We start from the raw sequence: 18,996 nt of genomic DNA, 5'->3' as shown, positions 1-18,996 counted from the left end.
CAATCCGATAGACGGATTAAGCCAAGCTACTTTGCTTGCGATGACGCACAACGGCAACCACCGCAATCAATAGCGAAAGAATCCACAGCGCCCATTGAGAAAGCGAAGGCACAGGCTGTGCCACTGCAGCGGGTGCCGGCAAGGGCACGGGGACGATAGGATCATTAATGACTCCGTCGGCAACAATATTATCATCGCCAAGACCACCATCCGTCAGTTCATAAGTAATCGTGTTTCCCGATATCGTCAGGCCCATTGGATCATACCAAATGCTCTTACCCGAAGAGGTTGGGGTTGGACCAAACTTCTTAGCCCCCATTCCCTCGAGCGATGGGAATGTAACAGCAACCTTAACCTTTTCACCGACTTCACAGTTCAGCAGTTTAAATTTGAAGCCGCCTTGTGCAAAAACCGAATTTCCTTCATAAGCCACCGCCGGCGTAAATGGGCCCGTGTTTTCCGGATCGAATTCACAAGCAGAACTTGCCGTGATCAAACTGGCACTTACGACAGCATCAGTAGAAGATTTGCTGATGATGCTTCGCATTGCAAATTTAGCGGTCACGGACTTATCGCCTTGGATGTTCTCTACCGTGCAGATTTTCCCAGTGCAATCACCTTGAAACCCAACCAGCTCGAAGCCAGGTGCAGGCGTTGCAGTACACACGCTGGTATCACCATAAGCAATTGGACCCGTGCATGCCACTTGACCTCCATTGGCAGGAGTAGCAGACCCAGTCACCACAAAGAAATTACGTGTAAATGTTGCAACTGCAGTTTTGTCACTCTGAATATTATCGATAGTGCAGACCGAACCGGAGCAATCGCCACTGAACGACGCAAATGTATAACCAGGATTAGCGATTGCTGTACAGGTACTGCTGCCTCCGTGATTAATCGATGTCGTACAAGTTACCGTTCCGGCTTCCAATGGATTCACGACTCCAGTGACGCTATAAAGAGTCGGCGAAAATCGAGCAATCACCATCTTGTTACTCTGGACATTGTTAATGGTGCAAACATTGCCCTCACAATCACCAGCAAATGCCTCGAAGGTATATCCTGGCACGGCTTGTGCCGAGCAATTGATCGTGCCGCCAAAGCCCACAGGCCCAGAGCAAGTCACCGCTCCCGCATCCACAGGATCGGCAGCACCAACAACGTTGAAAGATGCAGCAATAACCGCATCCGTATCGGTTGCCGAATTATTTTCAGGACGGGGATCAACGATTTCTGCAGAATTCGCAACAACTGCAGTATTGGAAATCGTACCAGACGCGGCCAGGTCCACTGTCGCATTCAATGTATATGTCACAGATCCGCCGACGGCCAAGTTAATGGAGTCATTGATGCTACCTACGCCGGAAGGCGTACATATTCCACCGGCATTTCCCACGCAGGTCCATACCGCATTGGTCAAAGAGGCAGGCAATGTATCGCTCACGGTGGTGCCAGAAGCGGTGTCAGGCCCTGCGTTCGACACCGTAATAGTGTAGGTCAGGGAACCGCCTGCCGCCACCGACGTGATGCCATCCGTCTTGGTAATAGATACGTCTGCAGCGGCTACTTTACCCAGCAGCGGGATCTGCAACGTTACACCATTGGCGGTAAAGGTCAGCTCGCTAGACGTCACACCTTGGGAGGTGGGCGTGAAGGTCACATCAACCACGCAGCTTGAATCTGCTGCCAAACTCGCTTGACAGTGCGAGTTTACTGAATAGCCAGGACCAGCCACAAAGTCGCTCAAAATCGCCAGTGCTTTTCCATTATTCTTAATGGTAACCGGCAGACTGCTCACCGAAGCCAAACGTTTATTACCAAAATCCAAAAACCGTGGCTCTACACTGACATCATAACCCACGGCACCCGAACCATAGGTATTCATCTTGATACCAGAGTTGGTTATATAGGCAATGTGAATATTACCAGTCTGGGGATTGATTACCGCGGTTTGATTATTAGCCTGCGCCACTATAGTCTGCGAAGCATTGAAAGTAGTAAAAAAATCGTTTGAATTTTGAAATGCTATGCCACCACCATTGGTCTTATAAAGATAGAGCGCATTTCCAAAATCATCAGAAAATACGCTAGCCGAATTCGCAACAGTCGTTGCGTCCAGATTAAGCCGAACACTAGTATTTGAATTTATATTTACTTTATAACCCGGATCACCAGAAGATCCGATAAGACTTCCGACCGCATACAAGTAAGTATTATCTTGCTCATGCGCCAAGGCCCAACTAGAAAAATATGCTTGCCCTGGAGGGTTGATTACCGGCCCAAAGGTTTTGCCAAAATCGGTACTTTTACGAACCTGGAAAGCGGGAGTGTCAGCGGCGATGTAAACATCGCCATTAACCCTGTCAACCATAACATTTCCGAATGCCACGCTCATAGCGACATTCGTAGTAGCAAACGTCAATCCCTCATCATCACTTCTGAAAAGCTGAAAACCACCACCTCCAGCACCCATAAGATAGACGTATTTACCAAATGTAGCCATCCCAATAGCGGAACTGGTGCTCGAAACCGCGCCCACCTTGTTCGGGTCAGACCAAGTGACACCTTGATTCAAGCTTCTCGAAACATATGCCTCGCCATTATTCAGTATGGCAAATACGTAAACTATTCCACTGCTTGATGACCTAATTGATGCGGCAGCTACCGTAGTCGCACTACCCCCAAATGCGGGCAGATTAACGCGCTCCAGAAAACTAGCACCCTGGTTGGTGGATTTTGCTACGCTTAATACATTTGCCTTAAAAAATACCATATATACATTACCAGCAGGATCTGCGGTAAGTGAACGAGAGGTATTGGATACGCCAACATTGCTTCCTGTGCACGCCGCCCCTTCACACACATCAACTTGCACGTCTCCGCTCAACAAGATTGGGGTGAGGGCCGCATGCGCGTTCCAAGAAATAAATAGAAGTAGCCAGATTCGAAAAATTGATTTCATAAAGCTCTCAGTAAAATCTTAATTAACACCAATTACCTGGATCAAAAAAAATACGATGCAGCACCAAAACGAACACGGTTGATCATGTCGTCTGCATGACAAACCTACATGTGCAGAACGCCCTATCCAGAGGAATGTCAATGGGTTACAGCGCCATAAAGCAACCGGTCCCCAAACCGGCGCTTTACCAAATTACCAACCTGCCTCGATGTAGTGGAGCCGAGATCAGACTCGTCAGCAGCCTGAGCTCATGTAGCGCGGAACGACGGGAACCAACACACCGCGCGCAAGCTTACACACATTTCAATACATTTGAAACTTTTTGCGATAAAGATTGCACGGTTCTTCAATTCGCTATCGACTTTCGTTGGAAGAACGCCGCCAAGAGGCGCTAAGGCGAAGCTAGTGCTCGGTGCCAGCAGAATTTTTGTAGTCGCCCAAGGCGGAGGCGGCCGACAGATGCGAGGCTTCGGGAGCAATATCGGCCTCAAAAAGCTATATGCGTTTGTCGCCACCCAGCAGAATGTTGCCCCCTAACCCGCAGCGGGATCAGTGCCGATCAATGCTGGCAAGGTTTTGCCCACCACCAATGATGGCTACGTGGGCAAGGCACCGGATGTTGGCGTCTTTGAGGCCGGGAGGCCCCCCCCCCAAGCAGTACGACCCACGCGGTATGCCGTCAGCGAGGCGGTAGTTTGGATGTGGCGGGGGCACGCATATAAGTGCTTTCCCCCTTCCCTGGCCTGACTCAGCCAGCCATGGAGTCGTTACACTCACTCACATCCAAAGAGGGGGAGACCGTGTTCAGGCCCGTCATCTATCTGCTGATCGCATTAGCCGCGTGGACGGTGTACAGCCGCTATGAGCAGCAGCAGGCCGCATCGCTGCGGGATTCCGAGCCTGTTCTCTCCGAGCCCGAGCCACCCGAGGCACCGGAGGCAGCTGCGCCCAGTGCGCCGAACCCACTGTTCAAATGCGATGGCCGCACCCACTGCTCGCAGATGACCTCGTGCAAAGAGGCCAAGTTTTTTCTGAAGAACTGCCCGGACACCAAGATGGACGGCGACAACGACGGCGTCCCCTGCGAGCGGCAGCTCTGCAACGTCAACAAAAGACCATAAACCAAGAGCTTTCACTACAGTCCTCGTCCTCGTACTCTTTCTCGCACTCGAACTTTCCGCTCCAAGTCGGCAAGGGGCCGTCGGCCTCCCAACCCGTTCAGACAGTGTCGTTGCGCAATTTGCCAAGCATCCAGCTGCAAAGACGCTTTGGCTCAGGAAAGACGTTCTCACCGGTTCGCTAGAAGCTTGGTAAGTCCGACCAACCATCGGGCGTCAGGCCTTTTCGATCCATAACCCGGGGAACCAGGAATTCTCTCCACCGTTCCCTGAAGACATCCACTTGGCGCATGTAGGCAAGGTGGCTTTGCACATCCACTCCAGCGCGTCGCTCGCTGGCCAGTACCAAACTCAAACCTGGAGAGAGCCAAGACCAATGCTCCACGAAGTCTGACTGAGCTTCACGCGCATCTTCGAATCGCTTCAGCTCAGCACGCAATTCCTGCTCTTGTTGTAATGCCCTAACGACAAAGCTTGCAGGCCAAACTGCAGGTAGATGGCTCGGAATGTCTGGATGACTTGCATACCAATTTTGGGCGAGCTCTTGCTCATGCGTCTCGCTCTCCTGCTGCGCATCTCTGATTTTCACAATCGAGGACAGCCTTGAAGGCATTGGAGAATGTATTTGGGCAGCCTGCACCATGGCCGCAGGAACGACGAAGGTGAGCGCAAGCCAAATGCCCAAAGCAGTGAGCATGCTCGCTGCGCCGGAGATTGGCGCCCAAGACAGCAAGCCTCCAATCACTACCCATATCAAGGTGAAAACTGCCAGGAGACCTAGCCAACTTAGAGCTGCACTGGCGCTTGAGCCCGGATCCAGAGCGAATGCAGGCAAGGTGGACACAGAGGCCACCCCGAAGAGCGCCATAAATCGCCACCCAATCGCTGCGCGCATGAGCCCACCTACACCATGGCTGGCTTGCACGCGAAGAAGGCTAAGCCGACCCTGTTCGCGCTCTTCCTGCATCATTCCCGCGCAAAGAATCAGTGTAGCAAGGGGCAGCAGCAAGGCAGTCATCGCAGGAATACCAGGCAAACCCGACAAACTCAACAGAGGATTCTTGATAGACCCCAGCTCCCGTGCGTCGACTTGGCTATTGTCAAGAGAGACCTTCAACGCTGAGGGCAGCGAATAAAGGCGCTGAACACCCAGGACCAGCCCTTCTTGAACAGGCATTCGGGTTGAGCCCAATTCACTGCGTCCGGCTTGGTAGGTGGCGGTCGCCAACGCAGGTCCGGAGGTACCGGCTTTACGCGCCGCCTCCATCACGGCATCCAACCTTTGCGCGCGAAGCGGTTCATCTTGCGCAGCAGCGGCTCGCCATGCTCTTGCATCCAACCCCGCAGAAATCGAGGCAAACATCAGTACGAGCATCAGCGCACCCAGGCTCACCCACGTTAAGGGCTGCTGCACAAATTTGCTGGCTTCTGCACGCCAGTAGTGCACTCCAAACACGGCTTTCATGGATTGAGCCTCCGCGTACTGAGCCAAAGAGCAGCAGCAACCGCTGTGGCCCATGCCATCAGTTGCGCCCAAGCCAGAGCGCTCGCTTCTAGTGCAAATCCAGTCCCAGGCGCCTCATAGCTCCATGCGGGAATCGCCTGCCACTGCGCGTTGCCAGCATATTTGTCTTCGAACGATGTCACCCCTTTGGTTGAGGTAAGGTCCCACTCGTCCATCCAGGTGGTGAACTTTTGACGGTAGGTTTCCGCCGCCATCTCAAAATGATGTCGATGCGCCAGATCCGTGCCCGCCATCGCCGCGCTGATAGTCCCCATTGGTCCGTAGGGGCTGATGAAGCTCATCCAGCCGAGCAGCTTCTGTTGGTGGAATTGTGCAGACCAAAGCCGCTCGAAATGCAGTTCATGGACATGGGTCGAATAGCTGTCTCGGTAGAGCCGGCGCTTGGCGTTCGCACCGAAGGGCAAGTCCTCAAGCCTTGACACGCCGTTATCCGCCAGAAGCGTTTTATCAAAGGCTTTCATGCGTTCAGAAGCTGAACCGTCACCTGGCAGGCCATTTTGGATGTCATCGCCAATGTCTTGCCAGAATGCCGCACCGGTTGGCAAGGGGGCCCATCGCTCGACCAGGGAGGCCGAGAGCCTCGGCACGATGAAGACCCAGCCAACCCACAAGGCAGTCAGAACAAGCAGCGCCATCCTTGAACTATGGCAGTGCACAGATACAAGCACTGTTACTCCCACCCAAGTGATGTAGTACACAAGAAGAGATACACCTAGAGCAGCGAAAGCACCAAGGTGCTGCTCACCCCCAGCCATCCAAGCGCAGGCAAGCCCGATGGGCAAAAGCACGACCAGCAAGGCCACGGTAACCCCTATCCATTTACCAAACACCAGTGAGCAACCGCTGATACCACATGCATGCAGCATCCTCAAGGTGCCAGATTCCCGCTCTTGGGTGATGGTGCTGTGTCCCAGAACCGCAATGAGAAGCGGGACCAATACCAGCAACACAAATGCGGGAGTGAATGCCCCCAAGCCGATAGAGGGTGTCGCATCTGCGGCGGGCGAGAATAAAGCCATGTTGCGCTTGTGCGGCTCTAACCACATTGCCTGGCCAACATGCGCATCAACTCCGGGATCCACGCTGGACAGCGTGGACCGGGGCTTGAAAGCGTACATGCCGAAGTGGGCAGCACGGTGCGGGTTCTTGTCTCCTTGGTGGTCCCATTGCTGGCGGGCCACTTTCTCAACGTGGGCGCGCTCTTGTTCGGCAGCATCACGTTGCATGGATGCAGTCGTCAGCATTGCTGCAAACAGCAGTACAAGGACAAGACCCAATGTCCAGAGTCGCCCGTCCCGTAACAACGAGCGGGCCTCCTTCGTAGCAATAGAAGCCATCATGGGACGCTCTCCTCCCTACAAGTTGTGCCTGCTTGCTCAAGGTAGATGCGCTCCAGCGTGTGATGGTCAACATGTTTCGCGTCGAACGCAGATACAAGCTGCCCTTCGCGCAGTATGCCAATACGGTCCGCCACCTGGAGGACGTTGTGCAGGTCATGCGTTGCCATGAGGATGGCCATGCCGGCGTGTTTGGCCGCTAACACGCTTTGAGCGAATTCATTGGCCGCAGACGGATCAAGTCCCGAGGTGGGCTCGTCCAGCAGCATTGCACGTGCTTGCCGTGCCGTGGCGATGGCAAGGCCCACTTTCTGGCGCATGCCCTTCGAATATCCAGCAACTTTTCGTTCATGGGCTTCGATGGCCAGGCCAGAGATTTCCAGGAGCTCTTGTGCTCTGCCCTTGTCCAGTGGCAACTTGGAAACCATGCAGAAATAGCGCAGGTTCTCCACCCCTGACATGTAGGGATAGAGTGCAACATTTTCTGGCAGGTATGCCAGTCTGGAGCGAGCGTCTTGCGGATGCACCGAAGCGTCGATGCCATCCACCAGAGCTTGACCGGAGGATGCTTTGACGAGACCCAAAAAGGCATTCAAGGTGGTTGTTTTTCCAGCGCCATTGCCTCCCAGCAATGCGTAAACCGTGCCCGACGGGATTCCTAGATTCAAGGTCTTGAGCGTGGTTCTGCTGTTGCGTTGGACAGTGAGGCCGCGAGCCTCAAGAATGAAGTTGTTGGACATCAGAAAAAGTAGCGGACCGTAGCGCCAAATGTAGTGCGAGGAACAGGCGAGACCATCAATCCAGCAGCGCTCCCATAGGCAATCTCGGTACCATAGCGATGGGGCTGGAATGAGGCATACAGCGAAAACTGTGTTTGGCCCATGTCATAGGTACCGCGCAAGTCGTACCTGGTAAATATCGGCATGGTCCGCTCCTGTGTAGTAGGCGTTCCAACGTAATACGGAATATCCGAGATCAGATAGGCATCGGCGTTCAGCGTAAGCTGGCCTGAGCCCAACCGGAGTTTGTGCTGCGCTCCCGCCTTGAGTTGCGTGGCTGGGATAGAGAGCTTGGCACCGGCATTGGCAGCTGGATTGTTCACCTTGGCCATCAGGATCTTGCCGATGCTGGCATACACGCTGGTTGATGGGCTTACCCGCCAACGTGCGTCCAGCTCGTAGCCCTTTCGGGTGGTGTCCCCGACAGATTTGAAGGAGCCGTCCGCCTGGCTGACGATTTCATCGGTGTTCAAGATGTAATACGCGGCGCCAGACAAAGTCCAAGCATCAGCGGGGACCGCCGTAAATCCCAGATCGTAAGAGCGCACCTTGCTAGGGGCCACATGGCTGACAACGCCTCCCGCTGCACCGAGCGGCCCGGTTGAGCCACTGCTGCTGATTTGTTCCGCTGCAGGAGACCGCATACCTTCGGCGACGTTCGCAAACAGCTCCAGCTTGGGCAGCACTGACCACGATGCTCCGAGCTTGGGTGTAAAGCTTCCCTTGTCGTACGTGGTACTTGCCGCGGGCAGCTTGAGATTATCGATGTCGTAGTCGAATCGGTCATAGCGCGCGCCGGCGCTCAGCTTCAGCGTCTCCGTAGCTTTCCATTGACCTTGCGCGAACACCCCATAGGTGAGCAAGTCCAAAGACTGTGCGTTCACATAGTTCGCCGTTGGAGCCCGATTGACGTACATCTGGCGGTAAGCATCGCCGCGGTCTTTGCGCAGCTCAACGCCCAATGCCAATGCTGCCTGGTCAAACGTTGTGTTGTTCAACACGCGCACGCCATAGATGTCACGGTTGTCTACACCTACTGTATGGGTCGTGGCGTTGGACGTAATTCCTCGAGTGCGTTCAAAGTCCTCGGCATAGACGGTTGCGTACCAGCCATCCTCACCATCAACGGGCACGCGATTGAAGACAATGCTGGTTCGGCGTGCATTGCCAAAGCCTGGGTTGTTGGCCTGGGTCGAGCGCGGGTCCAAGCCTGCCTCAATTTGAGGCAGAAGCAGATAGCCCGAGGCCGTAAAGTCAGCCACATAACGGGTCAAGCGAAGACTGTAAAGGGCACCATCATGTTTGGTGGAAAGCTTCCACGAGAAGCTGTCTCGGTCGGTCGACGAGTCGTAGCGATAGCCGTCGTTGCGGTACACATCGGCCAGGAACAAAGAGTCGATGTCCGAGAAGCTATTGGACAGCAGCAGCGTCGCACGACGCAGACCGTATCGCTCGGCACTCACGCTGATGCTTGAAGGGGTGGCACTTCCGCCGTTCTTGGTTCGAATGCCGACGGCACCGGCGCGGTTTTGGTCACCGTAAAGCGCGGAAATTGGCCCTTTGATGACATCAATGCCGTCAATCAGATCCGGGTGCAGCCACTCCAGAAAAACTGGCCCGTGACCCGCACCGCCTTGGCTTGATGGAATGTTTTGTGGGACGCCATCGACATAGACTGCCGTGTCGGCGCCATGGGTTCCTTGTGTGGCAAATCCGCGCATTCGAAATCCGTTGCCGGTCTCGCCCTGGTCAATATTGTTGGCAAGCACCCCGGGCACCCGGCGAAACACATTGGAGATGTCGCGTCCCACGTTCGTACTGGCTATGTCGTCTGGAGTCAGCGCTTGCACTGTGGTTGGCAACGCTGTTGCCTTCAGGGAGACTGCTGCACGGTCCCCTGGTGCGCGCCTGGCTGAGCCAGCACTTTCTCGCACTTCCACCGACGGAAGTGTGACCTCTGCTGTAGCGCCTTGGGGAACCGAAGCATCGGAAGCGCTTGGTTCAGAAGTCTGCGCATGCACGCTAGGAAGGAGCGACACCGCCACGGCAACAGCGCTGAGCTGTGCAGTGGACCAGCGCAGCTGAGGGTTCACAAGGCTGAGGGGATAGAAGAAAGGCATAAAACTTGAAAATGGTTCTTGTGACAGTGCACACGACCACCTGACAGGCGCATCAATGCCTGCCCACGTGAGAACATAGTGAAAGGTCGGGTTTTGAAGGCCCCGCCCCGAAACGGCTGGACCGCCAATGGTCAGATCATTTGACTGGGACGCGATGGCGATACGTCGCTCGCTGGAAGCGGGAGAGTCGGACTGCAGCTAGAGAAGCAGCGCAGGGATGCAGCCTGACGGATTCAGCCTGCGGGTGGGCCACGCGGATGCGCCGCAAGTGCGCTATGCGCAGAGGGTAAACCTGCCCAGATCTGCGCAGGAGGAGGATTGGCTTCAGCATGCGCGCAGAACTGAAAGAATGCGGGCATGGCTTCCAGCTGGCTTGCATGGAACATGCACCAGAGGCATGACTCCTTCGTGCTGCCTTCGTGGCTTGGTACATCAACGTCCGAGTTGGAGACGGCTGCCCTATTTCCCTGCGCCAAAGGAGTCTCTGTATCTATGGGCTCGCTGGCATGCTGCGCTTGGTGCAACGGCCACGCAAGCAAGACACAAGCCGCGATAACAGCAAGTATCCAGCGTGAAGCTGATTGGCTAAGCACAAGCATGTTGGATTCAATTGATAATGAATTATCATTATCACATTTTTAGCGCTTGTCTGGTGCATCAAGGCCTATGGTGGTGCTCGCTTTCCGTGTTGCGGCCATGCGCATAGGCTAACCAAGTGCCATTTAGTTAGCGCCTGGCGAGCTCCACTTGCCACAGGCACTCGTCACTCCAACTATCAATCCAGCGCCTGTCCCCACAGCTGATCCATATGACGAACGCAACCAGCGGCTCAGCCCGATCCCCAAACATGTTTCGCAGATGACCTCGTGCAAAGAGGCCAAGTTTTTTCTGAAGAACTGCCCCGACACCAAGATGGACGGCGACAACGACGGCGTCCCCTGCGAGCGGCAGCTCTGCAACGTCAACAAAAGACCATAAACCAAGAGCCTGCGCTGCAGGCTCTTTTTCATCGCCGATGGCCTAGAACTTGCCGTTCAAGGTCAGCATCGCATTGCGTTGCAGCGCCTGCATATTGCCGTTGTAGACCGAGCTGACGGTCTGGTAGTAGGTCTTGTCAAAGACATTGTTCAGGTTCAGGCTCAAGGTCCAGGTCGGGTCAAAGCGGTACTGCAGCATCAGGTCCCAGGTCGCATAGCCGCCCTGCGTGAACTTGTAGGGCTGGCTCTCGCCGCTGCTGTTGGTGACAGCGCCACTCACATACTGCGTGCTCTGGATGCGGCCACTGCCGCCCACGCGCCAGTTCGACAAAGCACCCGGCAAGGTATAGACGGTGGACAGCTTGAACAAATGCTTGGGCGTGATGCTGCTGAAGACCGTGCCTTCGGTCTTGTCCCGCGTCTGGTTGAAGTTATAGCCCGCCGCCAGCTGCCAGCCGCTGGAGACCTCGCCCCCCACTTCCACATCAAAACCCCGGCTGGTGACCTTGCCCTGGGGCAGGTAGCAGCAGCTCGCGCCCCAGAGGCTGTAGTTCTCCGCATAGCGCTCATCGAGCACTGCGGTGCCGGTGCGCTCCACGTTGAAGACGCTGAAGGTCGCGTTCATGCGCCCATCCATCAGCTCGCCTTTGAGCCCCGCCTCATAGCTCTTGCCCTTAATGGGGTTCAGCGGCGTGCCCGGCTGCGGGCCCGCCAGGTTGAGTGCCTGGGGCTTGAAGATCGACGAGTAGCTGACATAGGCCGACCAATGCGGGTTCAGGTCATAGATCACACCGCCATAGGGCGTGAGCTTGGCGCTTTCCTTGAACGATTTGGCGGACCAGGGGCTGGTGTTGCCAGCGGTGTCGATGATGTCGGACATGGTCTGCGTGAACTCATAGCGCGCCAGACGGGCGCCAGCAATCACATGCAGCTTGTTGGTCGGGTGCAGCCGCACAACGCCATAGGCGCCCAGCTGCTCCTGGCCCCAGGGGCCGTAGCGCTCGCTGAGGTTCAGGTTGAACTGGTCAAACGCCGGGTTCCAGGGCTGGATGTCAAACACATTGCCGCCCACCGTGCCGCTGTCGGCAAAGCTCATGTTCTGCCAATGGCTGCGCACCCGCTGCCAATCGGCCCCGATCAGCAGCTCATGGCTGCGGCCCAGCAGCGAGAACGGGCCGCTCAGGTTCAGATCCACCATGTCCTGGGTGTTGGACGAGTCCAGTACACCGCCGCGCCATACCGGCCCGGCCAGGGTTTGCGGATCGACGGCGCCGGATAAGGTGCTCCAGCGGCGCTGCTGCTCGGTGCGCGCATGGGTGGCGTTGAGCTTGAACTTCCAGTGGTTGTCAAAACGGTGCTCCAGCTGGGCAAACACCTCCTCGTTCTGGTAGTGGAAGTAGGCCCAGGGGTTGGAGAAGGCCGTGCTGCGCGGCAGGCCCAGACTGCGGCCATCAGCAAAGCGTGGCAGGCCGGCATAGTCGCCCTTCTGCCGCACCTTGCCGTAGGAGCCGCCCACGGTCAGCAAGGTGTCGGCCGTCAGGTCGGCCTCCAGCACGCCATAGAGCGAGGGCTTTTCCTGGCTGATGTAGTCAAAGTAGGAGTCGCCCTTTTGGTAGCTCAGCACCGTGCGGCCCCGGATGCGGCCATCCTGCGTCAGGGAGCCGGTGGCATCCACCTCGGTGCGCTGGTTGCCCCAGCTGCCCAGCGATTGCGACACCTCCACCTGCCGCTGCGCCAAAGGCTTTTTGCGCACCAGGTTGATGATGCCGCCCGGGTCGCCCACCCCGCCCAGCAGGCCGGATGCACCACGCATCACCTCCACCCGGTCGTAGGAGCCCATGTCCTGCTGGGGCTGGTAGGTGTAGGCGCCCAAGGCCATCGGCGCGCCGCCATCGATCTGCATGCTGGTGATCTGAAAACCGCGCGAAAAGTAGCGGCCGGAGTTGTCGGCCACGATGACGCCAGGCGTCAAGGTCAGGGCCTGCTCCACATCCACCACCCGCTTGTCATCCATCAGCTGCCGCGTCACCACCGACACCGACTGCGGAATCTCGCGGAAGGACTGGTCGGTCTTGGAGGCAATGCTGGTCACCTGGTTGGTGTAGGAGCCCGTGCCTTCGGTCGTGCCATTGGCCGAGCGCCGCGCCGTCACGCGGATCTCTGCCAACGAGCGCTCGGGCGCCAGCGCCGCAGCCGCAGCGACCGGTGCGGCCGGCGCGGGCGTGGTGCTGGTCGGCTTTTTGACGACCAGGTAGCTGCCGCTGGCCTGTTGCACCGCCTGCAGCCCCGTGCCTGCGACCAAGGCAGCCAGGCCCTCTGGCACCGTATGCAGGCCCTGCAGGCCGGGGCTGCGCAGGCCCTCGGTGGTATCGGGGGTAAACGACAGCAGCACGCCGCTCTCCTTTGCAAAGCGGGTCAAGGCCACATCCAGCGGGCCGGCGGGGATGGCGTAGGCCTGGGCGCTCTGCCCCGCTACAGCGGCCTGTTCTTGGGCCTGGGCATGTGCGGCAGGCGGCAAGATAGCGGACAGCGCCAGCGCCAATGCGCTAGGGATGCTCTGCAAAACCCTCGCCAAGCGGGATGGGCGCGGATCGGGATGAGACGCAAGGCGTCTTTTGCAGTCAATAGCCGTAGCTATTGACAAGGAAGACAACGCAGCGGATCGCCCGAGACCGCGTTCAGACCACGGCAGGGAGTTTTGCAGAGGGTCCCTAGGGGCAAGAACGGTGGAGCGGCCGCCAAAGCGGCGCGCGGATGTGCGGTGATGGGCCATGGATGCAATACTTTCTGTTCGCCACGGTGGCGACGGCGGTCAAGAGGAATCTCGGATCAACAATGCGATCTCCTCTTCTTGAAACGCTGCTCGGCCAAACAGCTCAGCCCATCCCCATTATTTTTTTGGCCCTGCCTGTACCAAGCGGTACGATGCCGCGCGCCAGCCCCACAGCCGGCTGACGCTGTGCACCTGCAAGGACAGCAGGCCAGCCACGTTGTCCAGCACCTTGGCAATATCGCCCAGCGGATAGGCACCCGACAGGCGCAGGCCCGCCACGTTGTCATCGCAGGACAGCGGATGGACGCTGTAGCGCCTCAACTCCTGCAAAAAGTCATCCAACCGCATATCCCGCGCAACCAGCACCCCATCGACCCAGGCCGCATCGCTGTCCTCGCGGGCGGGCCGGGCATCGCCGATGTGCTGGCGGTCAAAGCTGCTCTTTTGGCCGGCCTGCAGCACCAGGCTGCGCTGGCCGTCCACCGGCGCCAGACGCACCGCACCTTCATACACGCCCACCCGGGTCGGCCCGTCCGCATCCAGCCGTACCGAAAACCGGGTGCCCAGCGCGGTCGCCAGACCGTGCGGCGTCTCCACCAGCAAGGGCCGGCCGCTGCCCGCCTTGCCGCTCTGCACCAGCATCTCGCCGGCAATCAGGCGCAGCCTGCGCTCGCTGCTGCCAAAGCGGATATCAAGCACGGTGGATGCGTTCATGACCACCCGCGTGCCGTCATCCAGATCGATCGTGCGCCGCTCGCCCACCCCCGTGCGCTGACCCGCCAGCACCTCGCGCCAGCTGGTCTGCCGGTAACCCGTCCAGGCCGCGCCACCAGCAACGACCAGCACCACCAGCGACTTGACCATCTGCCTGCGCCGCGCCGAACGCTGCGGCGCCAAGGCGGCTTTGGCAAAATCCAAGGTATCGGGCCCGGCCATCGCACCCAGCTGGCGGTTGACAGCTTCAATGCGCTGCCAGGCCTGTTCATGCACCGGGTCTGCCGCGCGCCATTGCTGCCATTGGTCTTTCAGATCGAGGGTGGCATCTGGCGACTGTAATTCCACCATCCATTCCACCGCCTGCTGGGCAACCGCCCGGGGAATCGCCGCCTCAGCCATGGACGGCGAAGTAGCACTGCATGCCCGCTTGCACGATGTAGCGCTTCACGGTCGAGAGCGACACGCCCAGCGCAGCGGCAATCTCCAGCTGGGGCATGCCCTCCAACTGCGCCATCAAAAACGCCTGGCGCACGGGGGCTGGCAGTTGGTCCAGCATGCGGTCGATCTCATCGAGCGCCTCCAGCAAGAGCGCCCGCTCCTCGGGCGACATCGCCATCACAGCGGGCGCCTGCGCCAATGCCTCCAGGTAGGCCTGCTCCAGGCGCTGGCGGCGGTAGTGGTTCAGCAGCGCATGCTTGGCAGCGGTGGTCAGAAAAGCGCGCGGCTCCTGCGCCGCCACCGGCTCATCGCGCAACAGCAGGCGCAGAAAAATATCATGCGCCAGGTCGGCCGCATGGTGCGCATCACCGAGTTTGCGGCGCAGCCAGGTGCGCAGCCACGTGTGGTGGTCGCGGTAGAGCGCACTGACTTCCTGTCGCACGCCGTGGTGCGCACTGGCATCTTGGGACATAAAAAGGGGAGCCCCGCGCAGGTGCTCCCTCATGTATTGCAAATGATTCGTATTCTATTTGAAATTCCCAAATACAAGTAGCGACCAGGCTTGGGATGTTGGTTCCTGTCTGCGCCGATCAGCCCAACGCCGAGGTCAGCGGGCGGTTGAACACGACATCCTTCATGACCAAGGTCGAGGTCATGCGCTGCATCCCAGGCAAGGCCGTCAGCTTCTCGTCGTAGAGCTTCTGAAAAGCCGGCAAGTCCTTGACAACGATCTGCAGAAGATAGTCGGGGTCGCCAAAGAGCCGCTGGGCCTGGATCACGTTGTCCAGTTCCGCAACCGCCTTTTCAAAGTCGCGCACGACCTTGCTGCTGTTGAGCGTGACGAAGACGATGGCGGCAAAGTCCAAACCCAGTGCCGCAGGTGCCAGATCGGCACGGTAGCCGCGGATGGCACCCGCCTCCTCCAGCGTGCGTACACGCCGATGGCAGGAGGACAAACTCAGCCCCACCTGCGCGGCCAGGTCGGTGAGGCTCAAGCGCCCGTCACGCTCCAGCGCTGCAAGAATTTTCCGGTCCAGTGCATTCATTCTTAAATAGCTTCCAGTTTTCTCTCAGTTATCGGAATTTAAGGGAAGCACATTCTGCTACATGTTGCCTATCCTTCTCTCCTTTGTTTGCAGAGAGAAGTACTGTGCCTTTGACCGCTGTAGCCGCCTTCTGGGCAGTGTCGTTTGCGTTGGTGATCACCCCGGGGGCCGATTGGGCCTATGTCATTTCTGCAGGCTTGCGGGGGCGCCGGCTGGCTTGCGCTGCGGTCGTCGGTCTAGCCTGCGGCGCCTTGTTGGCCACAGCGGCCGTAGCCGCAGGCGTTGGCGCGCTGGTTGCCCGCCACCCCGTGGTCTTGACGGTTCTGACGGTGGCCGGTTCCGCCTATCTGCTCTGGATGGGCGTGGCCATGTTGCGCAGCCCTGCGGCCGCCGTCAGTGCCAGGTCCGAGCTGGTGGGCGGCGGATGGAAATGGGCGTGCAAGGGCGCAGGTATCAGCGGCTTCAATCCCAAGCTGATTCTTTTGCTTCTGGCGTTGCTGCCGCAGTTTGTACATGCCGAAAGTGCCTGGCCCGTCGCGCTGCAGATCATGGTGCTCGGTGCCGTGCATGCGCTGAGCTGCTGTGGTGTGTATCTAGCGGTTGGTTTTACAGCGCAGCGCGTGCTGGGCACGCGCCCAGGCGCGGCACTGGTGGTATCTCGTGTGTCAGGGGCGCTGATGGTTGGCATTGCGTTGCTGCTGCTGGCTGAGCGGGCGATGCATTGATGGGGGTAGTGGCTGCCGATGGGCTGCAATGACACTTCGGTTTGCGGCTCTGCCTGGTCTAAAGCTGGCATTCAACATTAAAACCGGGAGTTAACAACAGCCTCCCCACTCCCTCAAATTCGCCCGTTTAGGTGCTTTTTTTCATTGACGGGAAGTCCCTGCAGTGCAACAAAGCCACCAACATCCAATCCGCTATCTGATATCGAATTGGTTCACTTGCGTGGTTTCTTTTGCAATAGTGCTGGTGTATTGAGTGGCTTCAGCTGCGTTAGTACCGACATACCCGTATGTAGTGATAATGGAGTTCTCTTTGAGGGAGAGTCCTCGGTAAGGACCTGTAGCAGCCACCCATGAAGTGGCCTGTGTATCAAGGGTGAGCCTGCCGCTGTCTGCGTCCTTGGCCTGTGTCTTGGTATCAAAACGGCAGGCCGAAAATTGACCCAGCGAGGTGGTGACCGTTTCCAGGCCTACAAAGGTTCTTGTGTAGGCAACGTTGGAAACTCCACGTGTATAAACACCCTTTAAATATCCTTCATTCGTCTGCACAAAGTTCTGCATGGTGACCTGGCCAGGCTGCATAGCCATCACGGATGCGCGTGCTGGCACCAAGCTTTGTTTGCTCGAAAAAACTAGGTTATCTAAATTGCCGAAACCGTAATAGAGCAGCACACCGTTTCCAATGGCATAACGAGAGTGGCCAAACGAATCTTCATTGGAGTCCACAAGAATAATATTGGCACCGTCTTGTTTTTCTTCGCCTACGACCCGGTGAAAGAGAGAGTGTACATAAGTCGATGCACTGGAAGATTCAGCGGCTTGTGTGGTTTGTGATTGCATAAAAGCGATTTCGGTCCCCAGGCGGTAAAAACCGGCGTTGAAGCAGGCGGCCGAATCCACAGGCTCAGCGATGTCATCATCGCCACCACCTCCGCAAGCCGAGAGGATGGTTGCCAAGGCAAAGACGACTATGTGGTGTGAAGTTCTTTGGTACATGAAGTGTGCCCCGTTGATGTATCTGGAACTATCTTAAGTGTCACGTGCGAGTTCGGGCATAACTCCACGTGCATCAAATGACATTTGCAGCTTTTTAGTGTGACAACGCCAACAAGAGCCGCTTCCACAATCCAGCAAACCGCAGGTTTGCATTGAAGACGAGACATGAAGCCGCAGGCAGTACAAAAGTACGAAAAGGTTTCCTTGAGCGACGACTGGGTAAACCTAAGGGTAATTGCTAGGCACTGACTTTTAGAGCTCTAGGGAGTCATATTCTCGGTGCTTTAGTGTGCAAGTCGTGGACGGGTCTGACCGACAGCTTTTGTGTGAAATGAACTCCCGCCTTGGGTCTTTAACCGCCCTCAAATTCATCAAGACCCTTCTCTACGATCATCGCAATAACTTGAGAACAGACAACGCGCGCACTCAATCCGCAATTCACACTCCAAAGTGCAGCAATCCCCCTCACCTCTTCCCCGCACCCCCATACATCTCCCCCGCCGGAAACGCATTCGTCTCAAAATCCAGCCACGGCGGGTTCTGTGCATACATCTCGGCCGTCAGCTCCTTGATCGCCGCGATATACCAGGAGTCGTCATTGACGCGGTGGCTCAGGATGATGGGTGAGGTGGCGCGCTCGTCGTCGATCAGGCGGTAGACCAGGTCCGAGCGCAGCCGCGCTGCTGCCGGCACGATACAGACGCCCATCTCGGCGGCAACCAGGCCCAGGCCGGCCTGCAGCTCACGCACCTCATGCACCTCGGCGGGCTGTATGCCCTGGTCATGCAGGAGGCCCAGCACATGGTCGGCAAAGCTGGGGCGCGGGTCCTTGGGGTAGACGATGAGGCGCTGGCCGGCCAGCTCGGGCAGGCGGATGCGGCCGGTGTCGGCGGCCAGCGGGGTGCCTGGCGCAATGGCCAGCACCAGCTTTTCTTCGCGCAGCACGGTGCGCGCCACCGAGGTGTCATTGGTGCGGATGCGGCCAAAACCCAGGTCGATGCGGCCCGAGCGCAGCTCCTGGATCTGCTGGATCGAGCCCATGTCCACCAGGTGCACGTCCACGTCCGGATAGCGCTTGCGGAACATGCGCACCAGCATCGGCAGGCCGCCATACAGGGTGGAGGCTACATAGGCGATCGAGATCGATTGCCGCTGGTTCAGCCCCACCTGGCGGGCCGCGCTTTTCATCTGGTCCACCCGCTGCAGCACCTGCAGCGATTGCTCATAGAACAAGCGCCCGGCCTCGGTCAGGCGCACCGGGCGGCTGTTGCGCTGGATCAGCTGCACGCCCAGCTCGTCTTCCAGCTGCTGGATCTGGCGGCTGAACGGTGGCTGCGCAATATGCATTTGCTCAGCCGCGCGGGTGAAGTTGCGGGTAGTGGCCACGGCCACAAAATACCGGATATGGCGCAGATCCATCAGGGAAAACCATAGATATGGGAATGTAGCGATTTTAAGTCATTGTTTTTTAATATTCAAACTCCAC

The 18,996-nt window shown here is 57.6% G+C and carries 14 protein-coding genes; 3 read left to right on the top strand and 11 right to left on the bottom strand.

Features of this window, described 5'->3' with window-relative positions; all coding sequences use genetic code 11:
• Positions 1-16: 16 nt before the first annotated feature.
• Positions 17-2,962, bottom strand: a complete 2,946-nt coding sequence (locus tag WH367_RS20675) for an IPTL-CTERM sorting domain-containing protein (protein WP_339537511.1) — start codon at positions 2,960-2,962, stop codon at positions 17-19.
• 758 nt (positions 2,963-3,720) lie between these two features.
• Between WH367_RS20675 and WH367_RS20670 the strand changes: the two genes are divergently transcribed.
• The gene (locus WH367_RS20670) at positions 3,721-4,083 is read left to right on the top strand and encodes an excalibur calcium-binding domain-containing protein (protein WP_339537510.1); all 363 of its coding nucleotides are present in this window, start codon (positions 3,721-3,723) and stop codon (positions 4,081-4,083) included.
• Between the two features lie 178 nt (positions 4,084-4,261).
• Here the strand turns inward: WH367_RS20670 and WH367_RS20665 are convergent, their stop codons facing one another.
• The 4 genes from WH367_RS20665 to WH367_RS20650 are packed head-to-tail and all read right to left on the bottom strand — an operon-like array spanning position 4,262 to position 9,742.
• Complete coding sequence (locus WH367_RS20665; RefSeq protein WP_339537509.1) at positions 4,262-5,545, bottom strand: DUF3526 domain-containing protein; 1,284 nt, start codon at positions 5,543-5,545, stop codon at positions 4,262-4,264.
• A complete protein-coding gene (locus WH367_RS20660) occupies positions 5,542-6,945 on the bottom strand; it encodes a DUF3526 domain-containing protein (RefSeq protein ID WP_339537508.1) in 1,404 nt (467 codons plus the stop codon). Before WH367_RS20660 ends, WH367_RS20665 begins: the two co-directional genes overlap by 4 nt.
• Positions 6,942-7,682 carry an ABC transporter ATP-binding protein gene (locus WH367_RS20655; protein ID WP_339517791.1) on the bottom strand — a complete coding sequence of 247 codons (741 nt, stop codon included), beginning with the start codon at positions 7,680-7,682 and terminating at the stop codon, positions 6,942-6,944. The genes WH367_RS20660 and WH367_RS20655 overlap by 4 nt, the downstream gene beginning before the upstream one ends.
• Positions 7,682-9,742: a TonB-dependent receptor gene (locus WH367_RS20650; protein ID WP_445228142.1), complete on the bottom strand. Its 2,061-nt coding sequence runs from the start codon at positions 9,740-9,742 to the stop codon at positions 7,682-7,684. Before WH367_RS20650 ends, WH367_RS20655 begins: the two co-directional genes overlap by 1 nt.
• Before the next feature lie 957 nt (positions 9,743-10,699).
• Here WH367_RS20650 and WH367_RS20645 point away from each other — a divergent pair.
• Positions 10,700-10,819, top strand: coding sequence for an excalibur calcium-binding domain-containing protein (locus tag WH367_RS20645; RefSeq protein WP_339537506.1), 120 nt, complete (start codon positions 10,700-10,702; stop codon positions 10,817-10,819).
• A 42-nt stretch (positions 10,820-10,861) separates the two neighbouring features.
• Here the strand turns inward: WH367_RS20645 and WH367_RS20640 are convergent, their stop codons facing one another.
• From WH367_RS20640 to WH367_RS20625, 4 genes are all read right to left on the bottom strand, one after another.
• Entirely contained in the window at positions 10,862-13,381 is a 2,520-nt protein-coding gene (locus tag WH367_RS20640; RefSeq protein ID WP_339537505.1) for a TonB-dependent siderophore receptor, read from the bottom strand.
• A gap of 327 nt (positions 13,382-13,708) precedes the next feature.
• Complete coding sequence (locus WH367_RS20635; protein WP_339537504.1) at positions 13,709-14,707, bottom strand: FecR domain-containing protein; 999 nt, start codon at positions 14,705-14,707, stop codon at positions 13,709-13,711.
• Complete coding sequence (locus WH367_RS20630) at positions 14,700-15,218, bottom strand: sigma-70 family RNA polymerase sigma factor (RefSeq protein ID WP_021024682.1); 519 nt, start codon at positions 15,216-15,218, stop codon at positions 14,700-14,702. The genes WH367_RS20635 and WH367_RS20630 overlap by 8 nt, the downstream gene beginning before the upstream one ends.
• A gap of 118 nt (positions 15,219-15,336) precedes the next feature.
• Positions 15,337-15,792 (bottom strand): Lrp/AsnC family transcriptional regulator, encoded by a 456-nt coding sequence (locus WH367_RS20625; RefSeq protein ID WP_021024683.1) that lies wholly within the window; start codon positions 15,790-15,792, stop codon positions 15,337-15,339.
• 104 nt (positions 15,793-15,896) lie between these two features.
• Between WH367_RS20625 and WH367_RS20620 the strand changes: the two genes are divergently transcribed.
• Positions 15,897-16,517 (top strand): LysE family transporter, encoded by a 621-nt coding sequence (locus WH367_RS20620; RefSeq protein WP_027010355.1) that lies wholly within the window; start codon positions 15,897-15,899, stop codon positions 16,515-16,517.
• 192 nt (positions 16,518-16,709) lie between these two features.
• Here WH367_RS20620 and WH367_RS20615 read toward each other — a convergent pair whose 3' ends face one another.
• Both WH367_RS20615 and WH367_RS20610 read right to left on the bottom strand, forming a co-directional pair.
• Positions 16,710-17,510, bottom strand: coding sequence for a hypothetical protein (locus WH367_RS20615; RefSeq protein WP_339537503.1), 801 nt, complete (start codon positions 17,508-17,510; stop codon positions 16,710-16,712).
• Between the two features lie 465 nt (positions 17,511-17,975).
• Positions 17,976-18,929, bottom strand: coding sequence for a LysR family transcriptional regulator (locus WH367_RS20610; protein WP_021024686.1), 954 nt, complete (start codon positions 18,927-18,929; stop codon positions 17,976-17,978).
• Positions 18,930-18,996: the final 67 nt, after the last annotated feature.

The organism is Comamonas sp. MYb21 (genome assembly GCF_037479395.1).
Lineage (GTDB): Bacteria > Pseudomonadota > Gammaproteobacteria > Burkholderiales > Burkholderiaceae_C > Comamonas.
The sequence above is the reverse complement of the archived record's forward strand: the minus strand, read 5'-3'. Positions and strand labels throughout refer to the sequence as shown.

Bases quoted from the DNA above. Each gene is read 5' to 3' on its own strand.
- WH367_RS20635 (WP_339537504.1), bottom strand. From the start codon at position 14,707: ATGGCTGAGGCGGCGATTCCCCGGGCGGTTGCCCAGCAGGCGGTGGAA.
- WH367_RS20670 (WP_339537510.1), top strand. From the start codon at position 3,721: ATGGAGTCGTTACACTCACTCACATCCAAAGAGGGGGAGACCGTGTTC.
- WH367_RS20665 (WP_339537509.1), bottom strand. From the start codon at position 5,545: ATGAAAGCCGTGTTTGGAGTGCACTACTGGCGTGCAGAAGCCAGCAAA.
- WH367_RS20675 (WP_339537511.1), bottom strand. From the start codon at position 2,962: ATGAAATCAATTTTTCGAATCTGGCTACTTCTATTTATTTCTTGGAAC.
- WH367_RS20630 (WP_021024682.1), bottom strand. From the start codon at position 15,218: ATGTCCCAAGATGCCAGTGCGCACCACGGCGTGCGACAGGAAGTCAGT.
- WH367_RS20615 (WP_339537503.1), bottom strand. From the start codon at position 17,510: ATGTACCAAAGAACTTCACACCACATAGTCGTCTTTGCCTTGGCAACC.
- WH367_RS20625 (WP_021024683.1), bottom strand. From the start codon at position 15,792: ATGAATGCACTGGACCGGAAAATTCTTGCAGCGCTGGAGCGTGACGGG.
- WH367_RS20610 (WP_021024686.1), bottom strand. From the start codon at position 18,929: ATGGATCTGCGCCATATCCGGTATTTTGTGGCCGTGGCCACTACCCGC.
- WH367_RS20655 (WP_339517791.1), bottom strand. From the start codon at position 7,682: ATGTCCAACAACTTCATTCTTGAGGCTCGCGGCCTCACTGTCCAACGC.
- WH367_RS20645 (WP_339537506.1), top strand. From the start codon at position 10,700: ATGACCTCGTGCAAAGAGGCCAAGTTTTTTCTGAAGAACTGCCCCGAC.
- WH367_RS20660 (WP_339537508.1), bottom strand. From the start codon at position 6,945: ATGATGGCTTCTATTGCTACGAAGGAGGCCCGCTCGTTGTTACGGGAC.